The 21829-nt window shown below is 39.8% G+C and carries 12 protein-coding genes; 6 read left to right on the forward strand and 6 right to left on the reverse strand.

Features of this window, described 5'->3' with window-relative positions; genetic code table 11:
* Positions 1-145: 145 nt before the first annotated feature.
* A complete protein-coding gene (locus tag BT797_RS20940) occupies positions 146-8935 on the reverse strand; it encodes a Tc toxin subunit A-related protein (RefSeq protein WP_075473378.1) in 8790 nt (2929 codons plus the stop codon).
* 664 nt (positions 8936-9599) lie between these two features.
* Between BT797_RS20940 and BT797_RS23710 the strand changes: the two genes are divergently transcribed.
* The 4 genes from BT797_RS23710 to torR all read left to right on the forward strand — a co-directional run bounded on the left by BT797_RS23710 (position 9600) and on the right by torR (position 11358).
* Complete coding sequence (locus BT797_RS23710; protein WP_422615835.1) at positions 9600-9746, forward strand: hypothetical protein; 147 nt, start codon at positions 9600-9602, stop codon at positions 9744-9746.
* A 30-nt stretch (positions 9747-9776) separates the two neighbouring features.
* Positions 9777-9950 carry a hypothetical protein gene (locus tag BT797_RS24410; RefSeq protein WP_244534275.1) on the forward strand — a complete coding sequence of 58 codons (174 nt, stop codon included), beginning with the start codon at positions 9777-9779 and terminating at the stop codon, positions 9948-9950.
* A 9-nt stretch (positions 9951-9959) separates the two neighbouring features.
* Entirely contained in the window at positions 9960-10247 is a 288-nt protein-coding gene (locus BT797_RS24415) for a GNAT family N-acetyltransferase (RefSeq protein WP_244534274.1), read from the forward strand.
* 367 nt (positions 10248-10614) lie between these two features.
* A complete protein-coding gene (gene torR, locus BT797_RS20950; RefSeq protein WP_075473379.1) occupies positions 10615-11358 on the forward strand; it encodes a two-component system response regulator TorR in 744 nt (247 codons plus the stop codon).
* Between the two features lie 7 nt (positions 11359-11365).
* On the opposite strand, the gene torT is transcribed toward torR, so the two are convergent.
* On the reverse strand, positions 11366-12361 hold the full coding sequence (torT, locus tag BT797_RS20955) for a TMAO reductase system periplasmic protein TorT (RefSeq protein ID WP_244534273.1): 996 nt from the start codon (positions 12359-12361) through the stop codon (positions 11366-11368).
* A 103-nt stretch (positions 12362-12464) separates the two neighbouring features.
* Between torT and torS the strand changes: the two genes are divergently transcribed.
* Positions 12465-15374, forward strand: a complete 2910-nt coding sequence (gene torS / locus BT797_RS20960; protein ID WP_075473381.1) for a TMAO reductase system sensor histidine kinase/response regulator TorS — start codon at positions 12465-12467, stop codon at positions 15372-15374.
* 262 nt (positions 15375-15636) lie between these two features.
* Positions 15637-18288: a molybdopterin-dependent oxidoreductase gene (locus tag BT797_RS20965; protein WP_075473382.1), complete on the forward strand. Its 2652-nt coding sequence runs from the start codon at positions 15637-15639 to the stop codon at positions 18286-18288.
* Positions 18289-18442: 154 nt separating this feature from the next.
* Here BT797_RS20965 and BT797_RS20970 read toward each other — a convergent pair whose 3' ends face one another.
* The 4 genes from BT797_RS20970 to BT797_RS20985 form a co-directional block, all read right to left on the reverse strand.
* Complete coding sequence (locus tag BT797_RS20970) at positions 18443-18967, reverse strand: cytochrome b (protein WP_075473383.1); 525 nt, start codon at positions 18965-18967, stop codon at positions 18443-18445.
* A 208-nt stretch (positions 18968-19175) separates the two neighbouring features.
* A complete protein-coding gene (locus BT797_RS20975; RefSeq protein ID WP_075473384.1) occupies positions 19176-19592 on the reverse strand; it encodes a hypothetical protein in 417 nt (138 codons plus the stop codon).
* 137 nt (positions 19593-19729) lie between these two features.
* Positions 19730-20668 carry a 3'(2'),5'-bisphosphate nucleotidase CysQ family protein gene (locus tag BT797_RS20980; RefSeq protein WP_075473385.1) on the reverse strand — a complete coding sequence of 313 codons (939 nt, stop codon included), beginning with the start codon at positions 20666-20668 and terminating at the stop codon, positions 19730-19732.
* Positions 20665-21750, reverse strand: coding sequence for a phosphotransferase (locus tag BT797_RS20985; protein ID WP_075473386.1), 1086 nt, complete (start codon positions 21748-21750; stop codon positions 20665-20667). The genes BT797_RS20980 and BT797_RS20985 overlap by 4 nt, the downstream gene beginning before the upstream one ends.
* Positions 21751-21829: the final 79 nt, after the last annotated feature.

The raw sequence follows: 21829 nt of genomic DNA on the forward strand, positions 1-21829 counted from the left end.
TATATCCAGTGACAAAACGCTATTGAGCAATATGAAATAATGCAGAGTAAGCGAGAATAAACTTAGGTTTCACGACAACACTGTGGCTGAAGTGAAACAATAAATAATGAGTCATGTTTTGATAAAAATGTGACTCATTTTTAGTTTAATTGCGGATGGTATAGCGGATATGCAGTATTATATCGCTTAAACTTTCCAGCAATGCTTGTTGCTTACCCTTTGCGTTAGGGAAGCTTAGTGACAAGCTGCTACTACCGTCTTCGCCGACAATCGGTAAGCCTTCAAACGGCAGATATTTGCTGTCGGTAAAGTCCAGCTGGAACAAACCACTATCATTGAACCCATGTGATATTGCTGCATGGCGACAGCTCTGGTGGATTCCTCCACCGGCACCGCTGTATGCCAATATAGCTTGGATATCCTGATAAGGCCCTAGCAAGGCTGGCAGTGATACGCTGACCTGTTTGATACGACGCGTCGTGCCTAAGTTTTCTGGATAGTCTTGGTCTAACGCCAAGCTAGAGAGGTTGATGGTTGCGATAAGCTGAGAGTCTTTGAACTCTATGGTGTGTTTACACACATTATTGTCTGGATCACTTGATTTACTATCACTCAATGTCTCTTTAATCTTATGAGTAAACTCAGCGCTATTTAGTTTCATAGCCAGAGCCATAGAAACAGTACGCTGCACCTCAAGTGCCCGTATATCTCTGTCTATGTAAGCTGCTTCCATTTGAGCTAAATTGAGCATGAGCGCTTCACCGCACAGCAAACCTGCATGATTATCATTCCAAGCGCCTGGTTGGATAAAGGTGGCGGAATCTCTGGTTTCCCATTGATAGCCCAGCTGTGCTTTTAAGCTACGGGCAATAGTGATATCGTAGAATTGATAGAATACTGCTGATAAACGTCCCTGTAGCCAACTATACAAGGCTGCATTACTGAACTTGGTCTTGAGTAAATTTAATTGCTCTTGAGTTTGCGCTTGCTGCATTTTTATATGATTTTTTTGTAGCTGGGCCGCTTTAACTTGAATTTCGAGACTAACTTGCTGAGCCTTAATTTGCTGGACCAGATATTTAGAGGCGTCACGCTGTTGCGCCCATTCCTGCTCTCTACGGCGGTACTGCTCCGAGATGGAGTTTGCCTCTGCAGTGTCAGTTAGAATACTAGCTGTAACCCCTATACCTGAGGCCGCCGCTTCGAAGGCGGCTCCCCATTTTCCCCCTCCGTTAGCTAAACCAAAGGTGTTCGGTAGTATATTTAAAGCTGCTGCGGCTGTTTGCATAGCGCCGATGCCGCCGCTCAAAGAGGCTGCGTAAATACGTTTTTCAATACATTGTTTTTCAACAGTACTTACACCTTCATCTAGTAGCTGCTGATAGCTGTCATATTGAGATTGGGCTCCTTGTAGACTGGTTAGTAATGTTTGATGTTCAGCTTGTAATTGTTCGATAGTTTTGTCTTGTAACTGTAGACTGACCGCTACTAGGTCGCTTGCTTGGGTCTGTAATAATATGCCAAGCGCTTCATTATCTTTATTATCCCGTATTGCAGTTAGCTTGTCACCGAACTGAATCAGTTGATTGACCAAACCACGGGCACTCTCTAACATCACTGGAAAACGCTGAATAGCGATACTGACTCTCGGCAGGTGCGCATTACCAATATTACCTGCTGCAGCTGCAGCATTCTGTAATGCTTTAGGATCTGCTGGTGTGGCGTATAAGGGTAAAGTTAGTGGTTCGCCACTAATGCTCAGATTATGTCGCAGGTTGTATAGGCGTTGATTAAGGGTTTGCCAATAAGCTTTTAATTTCTCGTTTTCACTAGGGTGAAATACCTTGCTTAAAGCATTCGCTGTACGAATTTCTGGGTGAACCAAGGGCTTAATCTTTTGCCTATTTGTTAGGCCTATTGGAAAATCTAGATCATCGCCAAGAAAGTTGTATAGGCGTTGGGCAAGGGTTTGCCAATAAGCTTTTACTTTACTGTTTTTACTCGGATAAAATACCTCGGTTAAAGTATTCGCGGTGCGAACCACTGAGTGACCCAAGCTCAGAGGTGCTTGGGTTGCTTTACTAGCTGCTACGCCTAATGTCGGATCTTGCCAATTTTCAGCGAGGGGAAGATCCGGTTCATTGCCCAGTAAATCGAGAGCCGTGACATACCACATTTTGGCCTCGGCTAAGGTATCGCGCTCTAGCTGCCGGTAAGCCATATCGCCACGAGCGAGAAGCAATTCAATTAGCTTCATATATGTGGCCACTTTATAATGCATCGGATCGGATTGAGCAACAATGTCTGGATCTGTGCTATCGGTCAGAGAGTTATCCCAAGCGGTGTCTTCGGCTAAAGGACGCATGTTCCATTGGCGATCAACATGACGTAGATTAGGTAATTTACCTTCTAAATAACCTGAAGGACTAAATACATATTTCAGCCAATGTTCGGCCTCCTCGAAATTCTGCGCTTGAAGTAGCTTTTCTACCACAAGCATTGGCGTATAATAGAACAGTTCCCAAAAATATAAACCGTTCGCGCCACTGAAATCCATAGGTTCAGAATCATTTTTTAGCGCCTCGGCTGAAATTAAACCTTCGAATGTGCCATTATTATAGGTTTCATCTAGAAGCCAGCCGTGTGGGTCCGATTTATCTTCTCGGCTAAATAGGATACTGTCTGTCTCTTCGCCCTGATATTTTGCGATAATATATAGATTATCTTTATGTCCACATGCAAACGGGCTACGAGGTATAAATAGGGTAAGTTCGGTATTATTATCCTCACTCAATACGCCTTCGGCCAGAATAACTCTGTCATATATGTAAAAATAACTACAAAGGTACAATCTATAATATTTATCAGAACCGTGAATACCACGATCATATTTAGAAAGGGTTATTTTAACATAGGTACCTTCTCCTAGCTGAGCCTCCTTTAAATGTTGAGTATCCCAACTTAGTACACGATTTAAACTTACGTTGGCACGTTTGACTAGCTCATGAGAAAACAGGGTATTCAGGCGAGTTCGTCTGGGATTCGTGGTGTTGGAGTCCATATATTGTACTTTACTGCTCGACTCTTCAATCCTAAAGAAGTCTGTCGGATTGGGGGTGTCATTAGCTAATGTACTTACGCTGACATCAAAGGCTTTTTTATATATACTCTTAGAATCTTCTTTAATGATTAACGTAGGGGATATTATCAAACCTTGCGATGGAATATTTTTTTGAACGTGGATAATGATAGGTTCACCATCTGTATTTAAAGGTATATCACCATCCCCCCAATTATAAGTATATAATTTTTTTTGTTGATAATCCTTGTAGCCTAAAGTATCAATACGTTGCCAATTTTCAGAACTGCTGTTGCTAATGTTAATTTGTATTTTTTCACACTTGTTTTTCTCGTCGAGATTTTGAATATAAGTTAATGTTTTCGAATGAAGTCCACCTTCTTTAATTGTTACCGAGTTACTTCCGAGCTTTATCGTGACATTTGGTGCCCACTTAGCTTCAAATTCTGGAATTGTTACGACGTAAACTTTTGAACCATAAGGAGATATTACGAAGATTGTATAGATTAGACTCATCCATCTAAGATCTTCTCTTGTTAGTGTGTGTTCCCAAGTGCACGCTGTATCGCCTGAATTTTCATAATAATAAATTTCTCCTATAAATTGACCGTAAAGCTGTATATATACAAATGCATAAGAATTATTTAATATCGATTTTTTAATGTTAGCGGTAAAAGTTATTTTAAGAGTTTGGTCCTGTTGGCTTTCGAATTTCACTTTTGGTTGTTCACTAAAAAGATGGCTATCTCCGAGCTGCAAAACATTGCCTGCTTTAATACCAAACACGTGCTTTTTATCAATCTTGACAGTTGCCTCATGTATACATTTATCACGGCTAAAATGTGAATTAATCTTACAGGATTTCACTTCAAAACTAGAATTTTGATCGTTTATTACATCACCTTCTTCATTAACGAGTAAAGGCTCAATGTAATTCTCTTGTAAATCGAATGATGTGTTTATGCTAAGACTTAATTGAGGAGGTAATTCGGAATTATCTACTAATAGTTCGGTATGCTCAACGCTTGATATTTTGATCTCGGTGTTCTCTGTATTATTTATACTAACAGTAGATTCGATGCTGGGTTTAAAATTCACCGTATTAATGTTGCGAATAACCTTATTTTGTACAACACCGCTGTTCATATTATTTGAGATATAACTATATATATCTTTCCAGTCATTAATCCAGGTAAATTCAAGTTGACTATTGATATAACCTCCATAAGGAGAGTCTAAAGAGTCTGAATCATTTGGAACGATGGTGTCACGATCGTAAGCCATGAACATAATTCCATCATAATTAGGATTATAAGAGAGGTACGTATCGGAAAGAATAGGGGATATTCTAGTGCACTTATAAGTGGACGTTATTGGATACGTTGGAGGTCTAGACGTTTTAGGGTTCCAGAAATTCTCATCCCCTGTTTTTATGATAATCTCAAAGTTATTTTTATCTTTTGGTTTACAGCGATAAGTGTTATCGCCAGTCCAGTTATCAATACTTAATACATCGAAAAAATCAACATCAGGTGATGTTGGATTAATTACGACACCATCTACTAAAACCTGAATATAGTTCTCTAGTGGCCGTACCACCCCTGTTAACTGGACGTTAGCATGACCATCATTTGTTATTATAACGTGTGGTGTTACCCCATTACTATAATCAGCTTCAGATTGAGTTTCATATTGCACTTTGAAACGATCGATATTAATGGTAATTGCAGGTGACCAATTACCATTCATTTTATAGTAACTTAATTTCAGGTCACATTGGTTTGCCTCTACTGACGGATTATTTGTCGGAGTAGACTTGTTTTCAATCCAGCTAATATATAGTCTGCTATTAAAAATTACGGGGCGAACTTCGTCAGTTATAGCTTGGATTGGGCTGTCAATTTTTTCCCATGGTGTCCATGCCGAGGCCATAAAACCATGTAGGCCATCAGATGCCTCATGATCTAAACTACGCCAATAATAAGTGTAAGGTTGGTTGTAGCTGCGTGCAGTGAAATAGCTTTTTCCCTTATTCAGTTCGTTAGAGTTCTGGTAACCACACAATACTTTGAGGTTGGCGATCTCCTCGAAGCTATCCAAATAATTCATATAAGCGGCTGTTACCGATTCTTTGCTTAATTGACTCTGGCTGATTTCGGCCAATAATTTTTGTTGTAAGTTGCTTTGATTATAACGGAGTGTTGGATCCAGATAGTTTTCTGGGTAATAGACTAGTTGCGACACACCAGCCCAAGTACTATAGCGTTTATTATATATGTCCCAATCTTGAAAAAAAATACCTGTAAAATAATTACGATTCACATTCACTTCGAGACCTTGCAAGCAGCGATTAATATAAAGCTGAATACTCGATATAGCCTCTGCGATACGGGTCGTGATGATACTGCTGCATACTTGATTGTCGATGAGTAAGTATTGAAATATATCATCGCGTGTGTTTATTCTTATATTTGAATGAAAAAATTTATTTTGATAATAAGCACACAGGGCTACACTTAATACTTGATCTTGTTTTTCAGTTATCTGTGCCTGCTTAATCGAGGGTAAACCACTTAATATAGCATTTGATAAGTGCTGCCAAGCGTAACTATCGGAGTATAACGATAGTTCAAGTAGCCGTACTAAACTCTGCGTTGATATCCCTAATCTTTCAGAATCCTGTAATAGCAAGTTAATATAGTTCGCTTGCGTAACATTGATAAAACCTTTATCTGTAAGAGACATTGTGGTGGCAGCCTGAAAAACCTCTGATTCAGGCTTGTTAAGTAAATGTGCTAATAGAGGTATGTCAAGTTTCCCTTGATCTAGGGCGGCTAATAATTCATTTGAGGCTTCACCAATCTGTACTTGCATGTGCTTAAAGTCACTTATTTCTTTTAGATTGGCTAAAGTGAGTGACAACTTTACATTTTCAGATGACAGTATTTTTGGTTTATATATTAAAAGTGCTAACTCTACACTACTTAACTGCCAATTTTTTATTATTAAGCTTAATTGTCCTAGCGCCTGACAGAAGGTAGCTAAACCAGTATTATTGGCAAGTGTATTTTCATCATTGTCACAAAGTTTGATTATTTCTTGCCAAAACGAATCTATTGAGGTTAACGTTAAATCTTGTTCTTGTGCAATCAAGTCTATCCAATCCTGTAGTATCACGGCTTGATCGATACCAGACAGGCCTAAACTAGATGCCAGATGTGAGGCTAAACACATTTTTAGTGATTTAGGAGGTCGCCCCAGAGGGGCAGGAGTAGGGAGTGTACTTTCTGTAGGAAGTATATGAGTCGTCGCGACTTTTTGGCTTTTAGATGGATAAGCTAATGATGTAATAGTCAAGGGTATTGAAGACAAAAGAGTATTATTAGTTACCTCCAATATTAGGCGAATTCGTACTGTATCTGTGGGTATGTTATTGTAAATGTACGCTTCGTTAGGTATTTCCACGTTTTCTTTTGTTTCGAGTCGCTCTCCGGTAGCGGAGTAAGCTTCTAATGTAGCGGTACCAAAGTATTGTTCATTCTCATCCTGCTTAATTTGAATACTAAATTGGTGAGCTGAATCATGATCTTCAATGGCTCGGTTAAACCAAGTATCGACTTGAAGGGGGGCTCCGAACCGCCCTGGTTCAGCCGAAATGCTTGCTAAGCCATAATTACCGAGTAGTGCTTTGTTATCAATGGAATTATACAGGTTTTCAAGTAAGTTTCGCATTTCAGGAAGTAGTATTTCGGGGTATTTAGTTGTGGTCATAGCATTGAGAGTTACCACTGATAATTGTTGTTCTTCTAACCACTGCATTGATTCGTCAATAGTCTTTAGACACTTAAAGGCCATCTGTAAGTCTACTGCATTTAGTGTTTCTTTTTTATTATTCAATTGTAAAATAAGCTGTAACGCTTGCGGGGTTAGGTTATGCAGTTTTGCCCATAATCCGACGCGATATAATAGGCTGATATTATCAAGACTTCTTATCCATTCAGTTATGTCAGGCGTACAGATGTGACACAGCGTCAGTAATCCGGCGTCATCAACTGATAATGCTCGTTTAAGTACAGAGCGTTCGAGTTCATATTTTGAGTATTCAGGACTTAAATTGATCGTATTTTTATCATCGGTAGTAAAATACTGGTTGTTTAATGGTGGGCTATTAAATAATTTATCAAATTGATTCGTTTCACCAGTCTTCTCATAGATATTGATAGAGCCACCTGCTAATATCACTGCATCATTTTCACTGATACTATAGCGCGCCATATAATCTAAGACTCGGCCTGTAAGTTGCAGCGTCTGGAAATTGATCGCGACTATCGTTGTCTCACCCTGCGTTGTTTTATCTTGTGATAGCATGATTAAGGTATCGATTGTCGCTGGCGTTAAGCCTGTTTTTTTGCAGTAGCGAATTATTTGGCTAAGTTTAATGAAAGCCGTGTGATTTATTTTATTTATATCCTTATTGTAGGTCAACCTGGTTATAGTCCAGTCATTTGGAACTTCATTTTCCGGCGCGGTACTATAATTTATTTGGATAGACTTACCTACTGTTTTATTTAAGTCGATAGTAAATTCATTCCAATTTCTATATGTCGGATTTATTTTTCTCGTTTCAAGAATAGTACTATCATCACTATCACCAACAATCCTTATTTGTACAAATCCTTTTCCGTGTCCATTGGTATACGTTGTGCATTGATGCCTAAATGTTAGTGCATTATGAGTGGTCGTTGGTAAAAGGTAACTTCGGCTATTGGGTAAATCTATAATCGTTGAGGTATCCATTTGAAGGTGTTCATCAATCACTGTGATTAAATTATTATCAACATTAGCATTGTGATTTAGGTATTGTGCTCCTGCTTCATTCGGTGAAATAGAGAATGGAACTGTCGTATTCCCCTTCGTTTTTTTATCTATAACGTACAGGCTACTTTTTAGTGGTGATAATTTTAAATAATCATTTAATTCTTCACGGTTTATCCCTGTTTTTTGACAGAAGGTCTTAATTGAAGATAATGACTCTACGGTGGCATCGCTACCAAAATGCTGTTTAAGCAGAAGATTTAAATTATGCTCATCATCAACTGGGATTTTTATTAATAATGCATCGACTAAGGCTGGTGGAAGATGGTTTTTAAATGCGTAGTAGGTATTTTCTTTTATGCGATGTGTTGGTAAGATCTTCGAGAGTTTGTTGAAACTGGTTTTCTGTAAGTCAAGCGCCATTTCAATATTGTTAAATGGTATGTTTAAAGGTAAGTCAAATGGGTATAGTTGTGTAGATAGACTTTGATTCAAGTCAGACTCACCAATACTATCACGTAGTATCTCATTGGACAGAGTCAAGGTACTTACTTCTGTGTCTAGGTTAGCTTGGCTTAACGTCAGCGATTGTAAGTCGGGGCGGCGCTTACCTAGGTTTTGAGCGCTGTTTATATCGTGTAATGCTAGTCCTTCTTGATAGAGTTGGGTCAGATAAGCAGCTGGCGAAAACATTGATGCGACTGAATCTTTGTTGGTATAGGCGACGTTACGTTGGTCGTATATCCCCTCGTAACCGACACTTGTTTTACTCAGTGGTTCAATTGCTAGATGTTTGATATTTTTTAATTGTGGATTAGTGCGGCATATTAAATTCTGTTGCTCAGCCTGGATAAGTGCGACGTATTTTTTGGCATGACGATACAGTTCACTGGTTTCTTGCGTGGTTAATTGTCCGCGTACCGTTTGACTAAATGTATCAAAAGGTTGTTGGCTAATATCGGCTAAAGATGAATATCCGGATGATTCTAATTCGTTGGCGTGTTTTTGATATAGGTTACGTAGAGTTGACATTGATTTCATGTGTAATACTTTATTGTTATATAAACAAGTATCTTAACTTGATGTTGATGTTTATGCGTTGATATACATCAATGCAGTTACCTCTTTGTGGTTATCTTGCGGTTTGTAGTTACTTGTTTGTGGTGTGTTTGGTGATTCGTCATGCTTTGCAATCAAGCTGTACGGGCCTTGTTAATATTCCTGTCGGTTAAATATGGGTAAAAAACTGGAGAAAGGGGTGATAGCTCAGTGGTGAAAATATGCATGCGATGCATTCGGGTGTTAAGCCGAAGAATAAAAAATGCACATATTTTTAAACAAAGAAGGTGGGCGTATGTTCTTTTTTAATATTTCAGATGTGTCTAAGGGGTCGAGTAAAACGGTTGAAGAGGCTATTACGAGGACCTTAAAAATATAAGGGAAAAACGGGCCAAGTTTATGCTGGGCTAGACGTGTATACGTCTTACTTATCTACGTGAGAAAGTGAAAAGATTTCAGATCCAAAAATCATTAGTAGTTAAATCAAATGACAAGGAGTAGTTATTAAATAATGAAGACGTATTGAAAGAGATGCAGGTGCTATCGATAATTTATCATTAAGCCATTTTCAGTCATAAATTAAACCTAGGCTAACAACCTCTGATATGTCACGATACTATCTTTGCTATAACAGGGACTTAGTGACATGCAGTTAAACTTTTCAGACTTTTCAGCCAATCAAGGTTATCACTTGATGACACAGACGATTATCCCACGTCCTATTGCTTGGGTACTAACAGACTCGGGTGATGCCAGCTATATGGTAATAGCTCGCATCAGCACCTTAATATAGCGTTATTTGATTAGAATTCAAGGAGGATAAATGCTTACAATAGAAAAGCTTACACAATCAAGCGTTGGAAAAGTACGTCAGGTGATTTTAACTGAAGAGCAAGTAAAGTTGGCTGGTACAGCTGAAGATTTTCTTGAAAGTGGAAATGATACGATTGATCTCCATATAATAAAGCTTAATGATGAGGTGGTCGGTTTTTTTTAAATAGATGTTATGTATACATTGGGTGATGAATTTCATGTCGAGAATGGGGTTGGTTTAAGAACTTTCGCTATCGATTTTAACCAACAAGGAAAAGGATTAGGTACATCATCAGTAAAAGCGTTATTTCCCTATCTAAAAGAAAACGATTCATCTTATAACTTTGTTTATCTAACTGTTAATTGTAAAAATCCAGGTGCACGGGTTTGCTACTTAAAAGGTGGCTTTGAAGATACAGGTAAACAATACCTTAATGGTGCTGCAGGTCCTCAATATATAATGCAGGGTAAAATCGCATGACAAATAAGGGAAGTGTGTTGCGATAGTGAAATACAAGCGAGTCTGCTCCTACACCCTAGGCGAATATCTACTCCTGCACCAACGTCATTCAAATCAGCAGCTGAAACCCCTCTAGCTGCTCTTTATGTTGTATCAAAAAAGGTACGATCTTCTCTGACAAAATGGGTTGGTATCAATGCCTCTTAACATATTTCTAAAATTATCAGTCGTTTAGCATTACGTAAGAGGCGCTAGGTAACATAAATAGAAAAAGCTGACTTGTCACTCATCGTTTAGCACTTATATGTTGATATACATCAGGTGAATTAGTTGCCTTGTGCGTTATTGTCATTTAGCTAGTTAATGGAGAGCTGTTAAGGAACTTAATTTGAAAAATAAGCATATCTTGGTTGTTGAAGATGAAGCGATAACCCGCGCTAAACTTGTTGGTTATTTTCAGCATGAGGGTTATCAGGTGAGTGAGGCTGCGAGTAAAGCAGAGATGAATATCGTATTGGCTAATCATCAAATCGACCTTGTTATGCTCGATATCAACTTACCAGATGAAGATGGCTTGATGATTACCCGAACCCTACGTAGTCAATCAAATATCGGTATTATTTTAGTGACCGGACGCAGTGATGCTATTGATAAAATAGTGGGCTTAGAAATGGGTGCTGATGATTATGTTACCAAGCCTTTCGAATTTCGTGAGCTATTAGTACGAGTAAAAAATCTGCTGTGGCGTATTTCCTTGACCACTCAGGCGAAAAATGAATTGGCAAATGCCATTCAAGATGAAGTAAACGATGAGCTATTCTATTTTGGTTCTTGGAGTTTTGATATCGCGAAGCGAAAACTTTGTCAAAACGATGAGCAGATAAAGCTGACCAAAGCTGAATATGAAATTTTAGTTGCCTTTACTGCCCACCCTGAGCGTGTTTTATCTCGAGAGCGATTACTGAACTTGATCGATCACCGGGTAGAAGCTCCAAACGACCGAACTATCGACGTATTAGTACGTCGACTGCGTAATAAAATAGAATTAGACCCTAAAAATCCGGAATACTTTGTTACCGTTCATGGTGAAGGCTATCTATTTGCTGCCGAGCTAAGCAAAAAATCAGCCTAAGAGCCACCTAGGGATTAACTAAATAAACTGGCTTGAAATTACTTGGTGATAAAGATTGTTTAGTCGGGAATTTCGCGAGCAACTCTTTAGTGACTGTGAGTATTTCAGGTCCTTGATTCTCTCTATATTTTTTTTGTAATAAATAATCAGTTGCTTGATCTATCGCCATTACTCCCTGCAGTACCATCTGATCTGAATTTGCCATCAAAATTTTGCTGCGTTTAATTCCACGGTAAACAGCATGACTCAGGTAATGACTTAAAATTTGTGGCCGCTTGTCTTGTCCTAACTTGGCAAGTTCACTAACCGCAACCTCTGCCATTACCGCATTACCAGCAATATAGTCCAGATCATTAAATTCGACCAGCGTTGAACTTAACAGCGAAAACTGACTCATTTTATTATTAAGGCCATATTTAATTGATACGACCTCAACGTTACTGTCTTGCAGTGCATCTCTTAGACCCAAAGTCGCTTGCTCACTACCACCACCTGCTTTTGGTCCGGGAAACCAAGCTAATTTTAATTTTGTTTCGTTCGCTGTTTTTGGGTGTTTGTTACTAAGATACTGTCCCAATTTAGCCCCCATCTGATACCAAGAAACACCAGTGCGACCGGTTAACTCTGTTGTGGAGATTTCGTTAACCAAACCAAATAAGGGGACTGTTTTATTAAGGTTAGTGAGTTTGGCACTAAGCTGATCATAGTATACAGCGCCGACTAATATTGCATCGGCTTGCCACCGTAGGCATTGTTCAATTTGTGTCCATTGTTCCTGACTATTTTGATACCCGCCAGCTTCCAGCACTTTTAATGATATAGCTCGCTGTTTTGCGCGCTCAGTCATGCCAAAATTGATACTTAGCCAATATGAATCTTTTAAGTGTGGGTAAACCGCACAAAGTCGTATTGGCTCTTGCATCTGTTCAGTGCTTGCCGATACAGGCGCATTGAGCAGTAATGCGATGAACAGTAACTTGATGAATACAGACAAAGGTTTCACAATAAATCTCAAAATAAATGGTTACCACTGGATAAGTTATATTTAGTCATAACCGTTATTTTAGTAATAGCGGTTATTTTAGTAAGGTTAATAGGAGCTTACATTGCGTTTTCGTCAAAGTATAGGGAACAAACTGTTATTCGCGTTTAGTTTTGTTGCCAGCTTATTAGTTATTATAAGTACAGTGTCTTGGTACAGCTTAAGCCTTATTGCCGATACTGGTGAAAAAATTACCCAACAAACTCTGCCGAGTTTATCAAGTGCGCGAGGCTTGGCAAATATAAGCCTAAAAATCACCAATCGAACTACCTTACTCAAAAATGCCACTAGTGATACTGAACGGCAGCAGATCAATACCGAATTGACTCAACTAAATCAAGCCATTAGCAGACAGTTTAAGGCCTTTGATATTTCAGAGCTAACTCATCGCAATATTCGCAGTTTGGTATCAAAAAAAGTAAACGTCATTAAAAATATCCGTCAGTTAAATGACAATGCCAAACTGCAAATTAAGGGACAGATACAGCGTAAAGCTTCGTTTCAGCTGGTTTCAGAAGGCGTGCGCAATATTTTTCAACTATCACAATCTCAAGTAGCGAACGCAAGTACCTTTGCACTAGTGAGATTAAGTGGGCTTTATGACTTAATTGAGCAGGGGGCCGACAAGGACATTATCTATCAGGACATTGATCTTGTTATTGACGAAGATCTTAATTTATTAGATAAAATGACTGCATTAGAAAGATACAGTTCGCAACTGGGGCAAATAGCTAACTTAATTATCAACACGGAGAAAGCAGAACAGTTGATTTACTTAACACAGCAAAAGAACGAACTCTTATATATCATTAATCAGCTGGTGGACTCAATCAAAGACCCTTATCGTTTAAAACGCGTGCAGGCTGCGATGTTAAGCCTTGATGTTTTTACCGCGTTAATCAGTCAACAACGAGAGTACTTAGTGCTAGAAGAAAAACAGAACCGTTTACACCTCTTTATTTCAACGCAACTCAGTGAGCTTAACCAAGGTATTCGCGTACTGGTAGATAAGCAAACGCTACAAGCGCAGCAAACCAATCAGGAACACCTTAAGCTGGTTTCTTGGTCGCAGCGCATTCTTATGTTGGCCACTATCTTGTCATTAATCGTGATTATTGGGGTGATGTGGAAGATTGTGTATCAAGGCATTATCTTCAAGTTATCTAAACATACTCAAGTGATTAAAAAGCTTGCCGAAGGCGATCTTGAAATTAATGTCGAGCCTTCTAATGATGAAGAGTTCAAGCAAATGGCACTGGCTCTGGATATTTTTCGGGATAATGCCTTAAAAAAGAAAAATCTTGAGCAGGTAAAAATTGAAACCGAAAAAGAATTACGTCTGCATAAAGAAAATTTAGAAATCTTGGTAAAACAAAGAACAGAACAGCTCACGCAAATTAATGAAAAACTCAATAATGAATCAGTCGGTCATGCGAAAGCCAAACAACAGGCTGAAGATGCCAATAACGCCAAGTCCGTATTTCTGGCCAATATGAGCCATGAAATTCGCACTCCTATGAATGGTATGTTAGGTACATTAGAGCTGTTATCTGATACTCAGCTTTCGACGCAGCAACAGACTTATACTCAAACCATCCTAACCTCGGGTGAAAACTTACTGGATATTCTCAATGATATTCTGGATTATTCCAAAATTGAAGCTGGTCATATTGAAGTGTCTAAACGCGCAGTCAATCTTCAGCGCTTAGGTGATGATATTATTGATCTGATGAGGGCTAGAGCTGAAAGCAAAGGGCTGAATTTAACCTTTAATCTCGCTACCGAGCTTGATACTTGGGTGCTTTCTGACTTGGGTAAACTCCGCCAGATCATTATCAACTTAGTGAACAATGCAATAAAGTTTACCTCTTCAGGCTGTGTGAGTTTGGCTATTGGAACGCATGACGACCAGCTTAATTTTAGTATTACCGATACCGGTTGTGGTATTGCACTGGATAAGCAACAGGAAATATTTGAAGCCTTCACCCAAGTGGCTAATTTAAGCAGTGCAGCGGGTACAGGACTCGGGTTAGCAATTTGTCAGCGACTGGTGTCAGCAATCCAAGGTACGCTTATGTTAACGAGTATAGAGGCGCAGGGGAGTTGTTTTTACTTTAACATCCCGTTGGAAGTTGCCTCGCAAGCCTTGATTAATGACCAGTTATCTATCGTATCAAATGTGGTTGAGACCAACAGCTATTTTCGTATCCTCATTGTTGAAGATAATCAAATTAATCGTGATGTTGCCTGTGGACTGCTTCAAAAGTTAGGCCATCAAGTATACAGTGCCTACGACGGGGCATCGGCGCTTGAACTGTACGCTCATCAGGATGTTGAGCTAGCTTTGTTAGATATTAACTTACCTGATATTGATGGCGTCAAGCTGGCTGTGCAGTTGCGATCTATGGCCGAGCATAGGCAGCGACAACTAAAAACCATCGCTGTTTCAGCCCATGTGTTTAAAGATGATATAACCAAGTTTATTGACTCTGGTTTCGATGGGTTTATTGCCAAACCGGTACAAATGAAACGTCTTAAAAGCACTATTTCCAAGGTAATGGTGAATGCGATGTGTACTGATGATGTTTATCAATCACCGATGGTAAGCAAGGATGTTATTTTTTCAAACTCGGGTTTATTAAATACTGACATCCTTGAACAAGACCTAAAGTATCTGGGCGTAGAAAAGGTTATTGAGTTAGGGCATTTATTTTGTCGACAGACACTATCGGATTACAGTGATTTTGCATTGCTTGATGCCGCGCAACAAGAAGCGTTATTACATAAACTGAAAGGTGCTGCTGCGGGTTTAGGCCTGGTAGCCTTATACGACAGCTGCCAACAACTCGAAGCATCATGCAAAAATTCATGTGAAAATAAAGTGTTATCTGAATCACAATTATCAGAACTTGATTTATTAATTGCGCATTCTGTCGACCAATTACAAAGTTATATACAACAGCTTGCTGGATGAGGTTTCTTTCAATTGTTGCCGTGCTTAAAGTACAAGTTGCTGTTTTATAAAGTAAATAAGTTTTTTTTGAAAATAGTGTGCCTTCTATTTCTTTAGAGATAGGCAACACGTTGCATTATCTATTCATAACCTGTTCACATCTTGTCATATTCATTCATATTAAGCGGCAATGTCATTCTCAATATTTCATTATTGTATTGTTCAAAAGCAGTAACCAAGTATTACTGCAATCATCCTAATACAATCCTCAGGGGTATGAAACATGAGCATAAGTCGTCGTAATTTCTTGAAATCGTCATTAGCAGCCGCAGGTGCTGTACCTGCACTGACGTTATTTGGTCCCAAGGCTGTATTTGCTAAAGATATCGAGTTAATCCCACATGCAACTCACTACGGTGCATTTAACGCAGTGGTAAAAGATGGCAAACTCATCGGTGTGCAGACGTTATCAGACATTGATGCGCTGCCAACTAAAATGCTGACCGAGGGTGTATTAAGCAGAACTTACCATGAGACTCGGGTTAATTACCCTATGGTGCGAAAGTCTTATCTCGAAGGTATGACGAACGGCACTGGTGATACCAAAGTTGAATTACGTGGCAAAGAAGAGTTCGTACGTGTTTCTTGGGATGTGGCACTTGGTCTAACAGCTAAGGCGATTCTAGATACCATTGATAAGGCGGGTAACGAAGGTATTTTCAGTAGCTCTTATGGTGGTTGGAGCCACGCAGGTGTGTTCCGTCCGAACGTATTACAAGGCCGTTTCTTTAACATGATTGGTGGTTGTAGCTTAACATCGGGTGATTACTCTGGTGGCGCATCACAAATCAGTCTGCCACATATTATCGGTGACATGGAAGTATACTCACCGCAAACGGCCTGGGAACAAGTTCGTGATAATACTCAGGTATTCTGTATGATCGGTTGTGACCCGTTCAAAAATAACCGTGTTGAATACCGTGTAGCCGATCATCAAATGTATCCACGTTGGGAAGCAATTAAGAATAAAGGTATTAAATTTGTTTCAATTAATCCACAGTTCACCATTACCGATGAAGCATTAGATTGTGAGTGGGTTAAGATCATTCCTGGTACAGATACAGCACTATTCTTATCTATGTGTCATTACTTGTACAAAAATGACTTACATGATGAAAAATACCTTAATACATATACAGTTGGTTTCGATAAATTCTTACCATCTCTGCTAGGTAAAGACGGCAGTGAAGAGAAAACGCCGAAGTGGGCGTCTAAGATTACTGGTATTCCGGAAGCTAAAATTATTGAATTGGCGAAGATGTTCTCTGATAACAGAACCCAGTTTGCTGGTTCATGGTCACTGCAACGTCAAGATCACGGTGAAATGCAGCACTGGGCAATTATCGCATTCTCAAGCATGTTAGGTGGCATTGGTAAACCTGGTGAAGGTGTTGGTTTCAGCTGGCACTATGGTTGTGGTGGTATGCCTGTTTCAGGTAAGTCTACGCCAGCAGGTTTATCGCAAGGTCGAAACTTGGTTAAAACTTACTGCCCTGCATCACGTATTACTGAGATGTTAAATAATCCAGGTGTCGAGTTTACCCATAACGGTTCAACCCATAAATACCCGCTTGTGAAAATGATTTATAACTCGGGTAACAACTTCATGTCGCATCAGCAAGATACTAACAAGTTGATTAAAGCTCTTCAGAGTGTTGATACTGTCGTGTGCCAAGACCCGTGGTGGTGTGCATCTACACGCTGGTCAGATATTGTATTACCAGCAACAACAACGGTAGAACGTAACGATATTACCTCTGGCGGTACTTACAGTAATGATAAAGTCTATGCGATGCGTCAGATCATTAAACCGCAAGGAGAGAGCCTAGATGATATTGAGATCTTCCGCCGTTTATCTAGCCTGTTCAATGTTGAATATCAGTTCATGGAACAAGGCCAATCAGTCATGCAAATGATTGAAGCAGCGTACGCGAAGAGCTCGGCGACTATGCCGTTTAAAGAGTTTTGGGAGAAAGGTATTGCCCACATGGAAGTACCATTAGAAGCCAACAAGTGGGTTCGACATGGTGATTTCTATACTGATCCAGTGAAAAATCCATTAGCAACGACATCAGGTAAAATTGAACTTTACTCTAGTGATTTTGCTAAGTATAAACTGGACGATTGTCCGCCAATTCCGACATTCTTCCCTCCGCATGAATACTTAGGTAATGCAGAAGAAGATGAACTACACGTAGTAAGTCCACATCCACGTATGCGTCTACACTCACAGATGGCTAACACTAGTATTCGTGATATTGACAATATTCAAGGCCGCGAACCTTGCTTGATGAGTCCTGAAGACGCGAAAAGCCGTGGGATTAAAGATGGTGACTTAATTGAAGTATACAACAAGCGTGGTTCTATTTTAGTCGGTGCACGTGTCGACCCGCGTATAATGAAAGGTGTTATCAGTATTTATGAAGGTTGCTGGCCATCGGTTGATAGTAAAGGTCGTTGTAACAGTGGTTTGGTTAACTTTATCACGTCAGACAAAGCATCAAGTGGCCTGAGTCAGGCAACAACAGCCAACACTGTGTTAGTTAAAATGAAGAAATGTACCGATCCGGATGGGCCGAATGAGGCATACACAAAACCAGCGATCATCGACAAGTCAAAAGCTGAATTTGCGATTGCCTATGGCCTAGGGCGCGTTTCAGGTTTAAAGGCGAAAGCTACCGCTGATTTAGGACCGGGCGAGAAAATATTTTATCAACGTTGTACAGTATGCCATGGTCCAAAAGACACGACACACTTTACCAAGCTGCAGTGGAAGGGGATTACGAAAAGTATGTTCCCACGTGCAGGTCTAAATCCAGAAGAGCAGGGCTTAGTACTCGATTTCTTAATGAAGAATGCGAAAGACGCCATTTAGCACTTCATATTAGAATGGTTGATTTTAATAAGTATGGGGTCCCTCGCTCCATACTATCTACGTCACAGTGAGCCTCACCTCATTGTCATAATAAAAAGGAAGCCTCCCTCGGCTTCCTTTTCTTAAAGAGTTTCAAGTTGACGCCATTCTAATTCTAATTCGATTTCAGTTTCAACATACTCTTTAAAGTATCATCGCGGTCAATAACATGATGTTTCAGAGCGCCAGATACGTGTAATAGTAAAGAGCCAGCCATAATCCAGGCACAAGCAACGTGGATAATTTTACTCAGATCACCTAGCGAGCTATTGATTGGCAACATCAACCTCGGATTGCTTGGATCTGGGGTTGCAGCCACGATGACTAGATCAAAAAGTATCACTCCAAATCCGTTCATCATTGTCATTAATATTCCCGATAGTGGCATTATAATTGTACTTGCTAGCAGTAATATTTGTACTGTTCTTGATAATGTTTTCTCAATACTAGTATAAGAGTGTTTTGGTTTTGGTAATCCTTCCTTTACTCTGATAATAAGGCGGTAAATAGCAAAAATGAATAATAAATATCCTAATGAACGATGCCAATAATAGAGTGAGTACACTTTATTTTCGACCATATAGATACCAATTACGAGTACTGTGATCATAGATAGTCCAACTAACCAGTGGAATATCACCGTTTTTTACTATGTTTACTCACTTCATTTTGCATCGATTATACCTACATCCTAATACGCCTTATTAAGGTCGTTAGCGTTAAAAAATGTGAGTGTATAGCGTTTTATTCTCTTTAACTTTAAGCAAACGTAAGTAAACATAAGTAAGTATAAGTCACTCGAGTAAGTTGAAACGAGTTGGACTTAGTGAATAATCGATAGAAAACAGTTAACTGTATTTGGCATCAATCGCTTTTAAAGAACGTAGGAAAAGCCCTAAGCCACCTATCGCTAAAACTAAAATAACAATGAGGTCGTACGATGTCATTGTGCGTAGGCTAAAACGAACAGAAGATATAACACCAAAGATTAGCGCCGTGATAGAACCAATGGATAATAACCAGCCTAAGATATTTCTGGAGTTATAAAAAATAAGTCCAATACCAAATATAAATGGCAGCATTACGGTTCCACCAGTAATACCAAAATTGGCGCCTAAAGCATTGACGCTATATATACGAGAACTGAGTCCAAAACTTGATGTGACTGTAATTGCATTAAGTAGCAAATAGAAACCACCACACATCATAATCAAACCAATAAAGAAATGCCCAATACCACCTGAATTACCACCAGCGCCTTTCATTGTAATCTCCTAAGTATCTAAAGTGATTAGAGACAATAACAATGGATAACTTATATTACAATTACTTAGACCTACTCAAGCTGCAAGTTCACACTTATTTCATACGCTTAACATATTGTAATGTATGAGAGTAATCGTCATTGGTACATAAAAAAAATATGATGCCGCAACCCACTGGTATACAACACCCCTTTATGGTTCATGTAATTAGAGTCGCTGCGATTAAGAGCTAAAGGTGCACCTTGAGAGTCACTTACTTCGCAGAACATTGGCGAAGATGACGCTAAATACTGAGCAGACAGTGCTTGGGTAATTGCTGCTGTAGCACTGAAATCCCATAAGCTACCGCCACCGAGTTGTGCTTTGGGTAATTTCAAGTAACAAGCGGGGGCATTTTCAAGTACGCCAATCGCATTCATCACTGCACCGTTAGTTTTGATCACCTGTAGTGCTAAACCTTGTTGCTCAGAAAAAACCGTTAATTGCTGAATGACAGCCGGATAACGTGGGTCTTGCTGGAAGCTGCGGTCGATATACAAACTTAATGTATGGTTGTACTTCTTAAGCCGTTCAGACAGTTCAGACTGCCAAGGTGATCCATTCTTCAATACTTTTGACATGAGTGGCCCGGCATTTATGGCTTGATAGATATCAGCTGTGTTTGGGTTATAAACGACGCCAATGATCGGATTACCTGCAATATCGACCAACGCGATAGATACGGCAAAGCCATCTCCACCTTCAATGAAGGGCAGGGTGCCATCGAGTGGATCGATGCACCAGAAATAGTCTTTGTTAAAACGAGCGTGGGTTGCTACATCTTCTTCGCAGGCATTTTCTTCGGTCAACAGAGCTATATCATATTGTTCGATAGTAGGTTGTAGAATCTCCAATATGATGGCTTGGCTGTCCAGATCAACTTGCGTGACCACCTGCGCGCTTAAACTCGAACCAGCCTGTTTACGGTATACCTGCAGCGAACTTCTATCAACGCTATTGATAAACGCACCTGCTTTTAATACTGCCTCTGTGGCGAGTTGTAATAGCTGTTCCAGCTGATAAACCGTGAGTGTCATTGTTTTGATTCACCTTGTTCAGCTGAGTTTAATTGCACTGTTTTTAACTGTAACAATGCCTGTTGCGTCACTGCTTCTGTATAGCTATTTATCTTCCAGTGAGTCGGACTCCAACCTTTCATAAAACGTTGAAAATCAGCCCAAGCAACACAATAAAGCGGTCGCCATTCATTTTCTACTGTTTGTGGGTCTACGTGTGGCTGACATTCTGACAACGCTTGCTTTAACTGTCCAAAGTAATAATCCAGTAGATCTGGTACATCTTGCTCACAGTATTGATAGGGTAAACAACTACTCAGTAATAAGATCACGTCTTTCATGCCGCAACCTTTGCCGACATATTGGAAATCAACGCCAGCAACCCGATCACCTGTGGTGGTGAAACAGAAATTAGCTAACTTAGCGTCTCCGTGGATCAAGGTTTGAAACTGGCATTGTTGTAATGTTTGATCTATTTTTTCAGCCGCTTGCTGCAAGGTGATATCAGTTAATGCGGCTAACTCGTCGGGGCGGGTGGCTAGGTGCCAATAACTGCCGCAATCCCATAAACCTGTCGGTTCAATCGTGAGGTGTTGGGCATGAAAATAAGAAAGCCAAGATAAACAGGCTTTTATCTGTTGCTGGCTGACATGTTGATGACTGTTATGTGGATTGTCTACAGTTGATTCGTGAGAAGCTGGCTTAGGCTCAAAACTGGTGAATGTCTGCTCAAACCCCAACGTAGCCAAGTCCTCCATTATCAGTAGGATTTCATCATTCTTTTCTTCAACATACAGACACTTAGGTACAGGGCATTGCGCTAGGCATTTATTGGCATAGTGCTGATACCAGTGCAGCTCCACTTGATATGATTTTAATTTTCGTTGATGAGATATGGGCGTATTCCAACCGCGTGGATGAACTTTAGGTTGGGGTAATTTGATGTGCTTGACTATCACCGTGGTATGTTGACTACCGTCTAACGTGGCACGAAAAAGCTCGCCGTATCCGCCCCATAAAGGTTGGATTAGCTGGGCACTGACAACTCGCGTCGCCATCATCGCGTTGGCGACCGCCTGTAAAACGTTTGTCGGTATACTCATATTTGGCTCATGAACGAAAAGAGGGGGACAGTGTACAAAATAGCGCAGCAGATGGGTATCGAATAATCCTTCTGACAAA

It is taken from the genome of Moritella viscosa (assembly GCF_900120065.1).
In the GTDB taxonomy this organism is placed as follows: Bacteria; Pseudomonadota; Gammaproteobacteria; order Enterobacterales; family Moritellaceae; genus Moritella; species Moritella viscosa.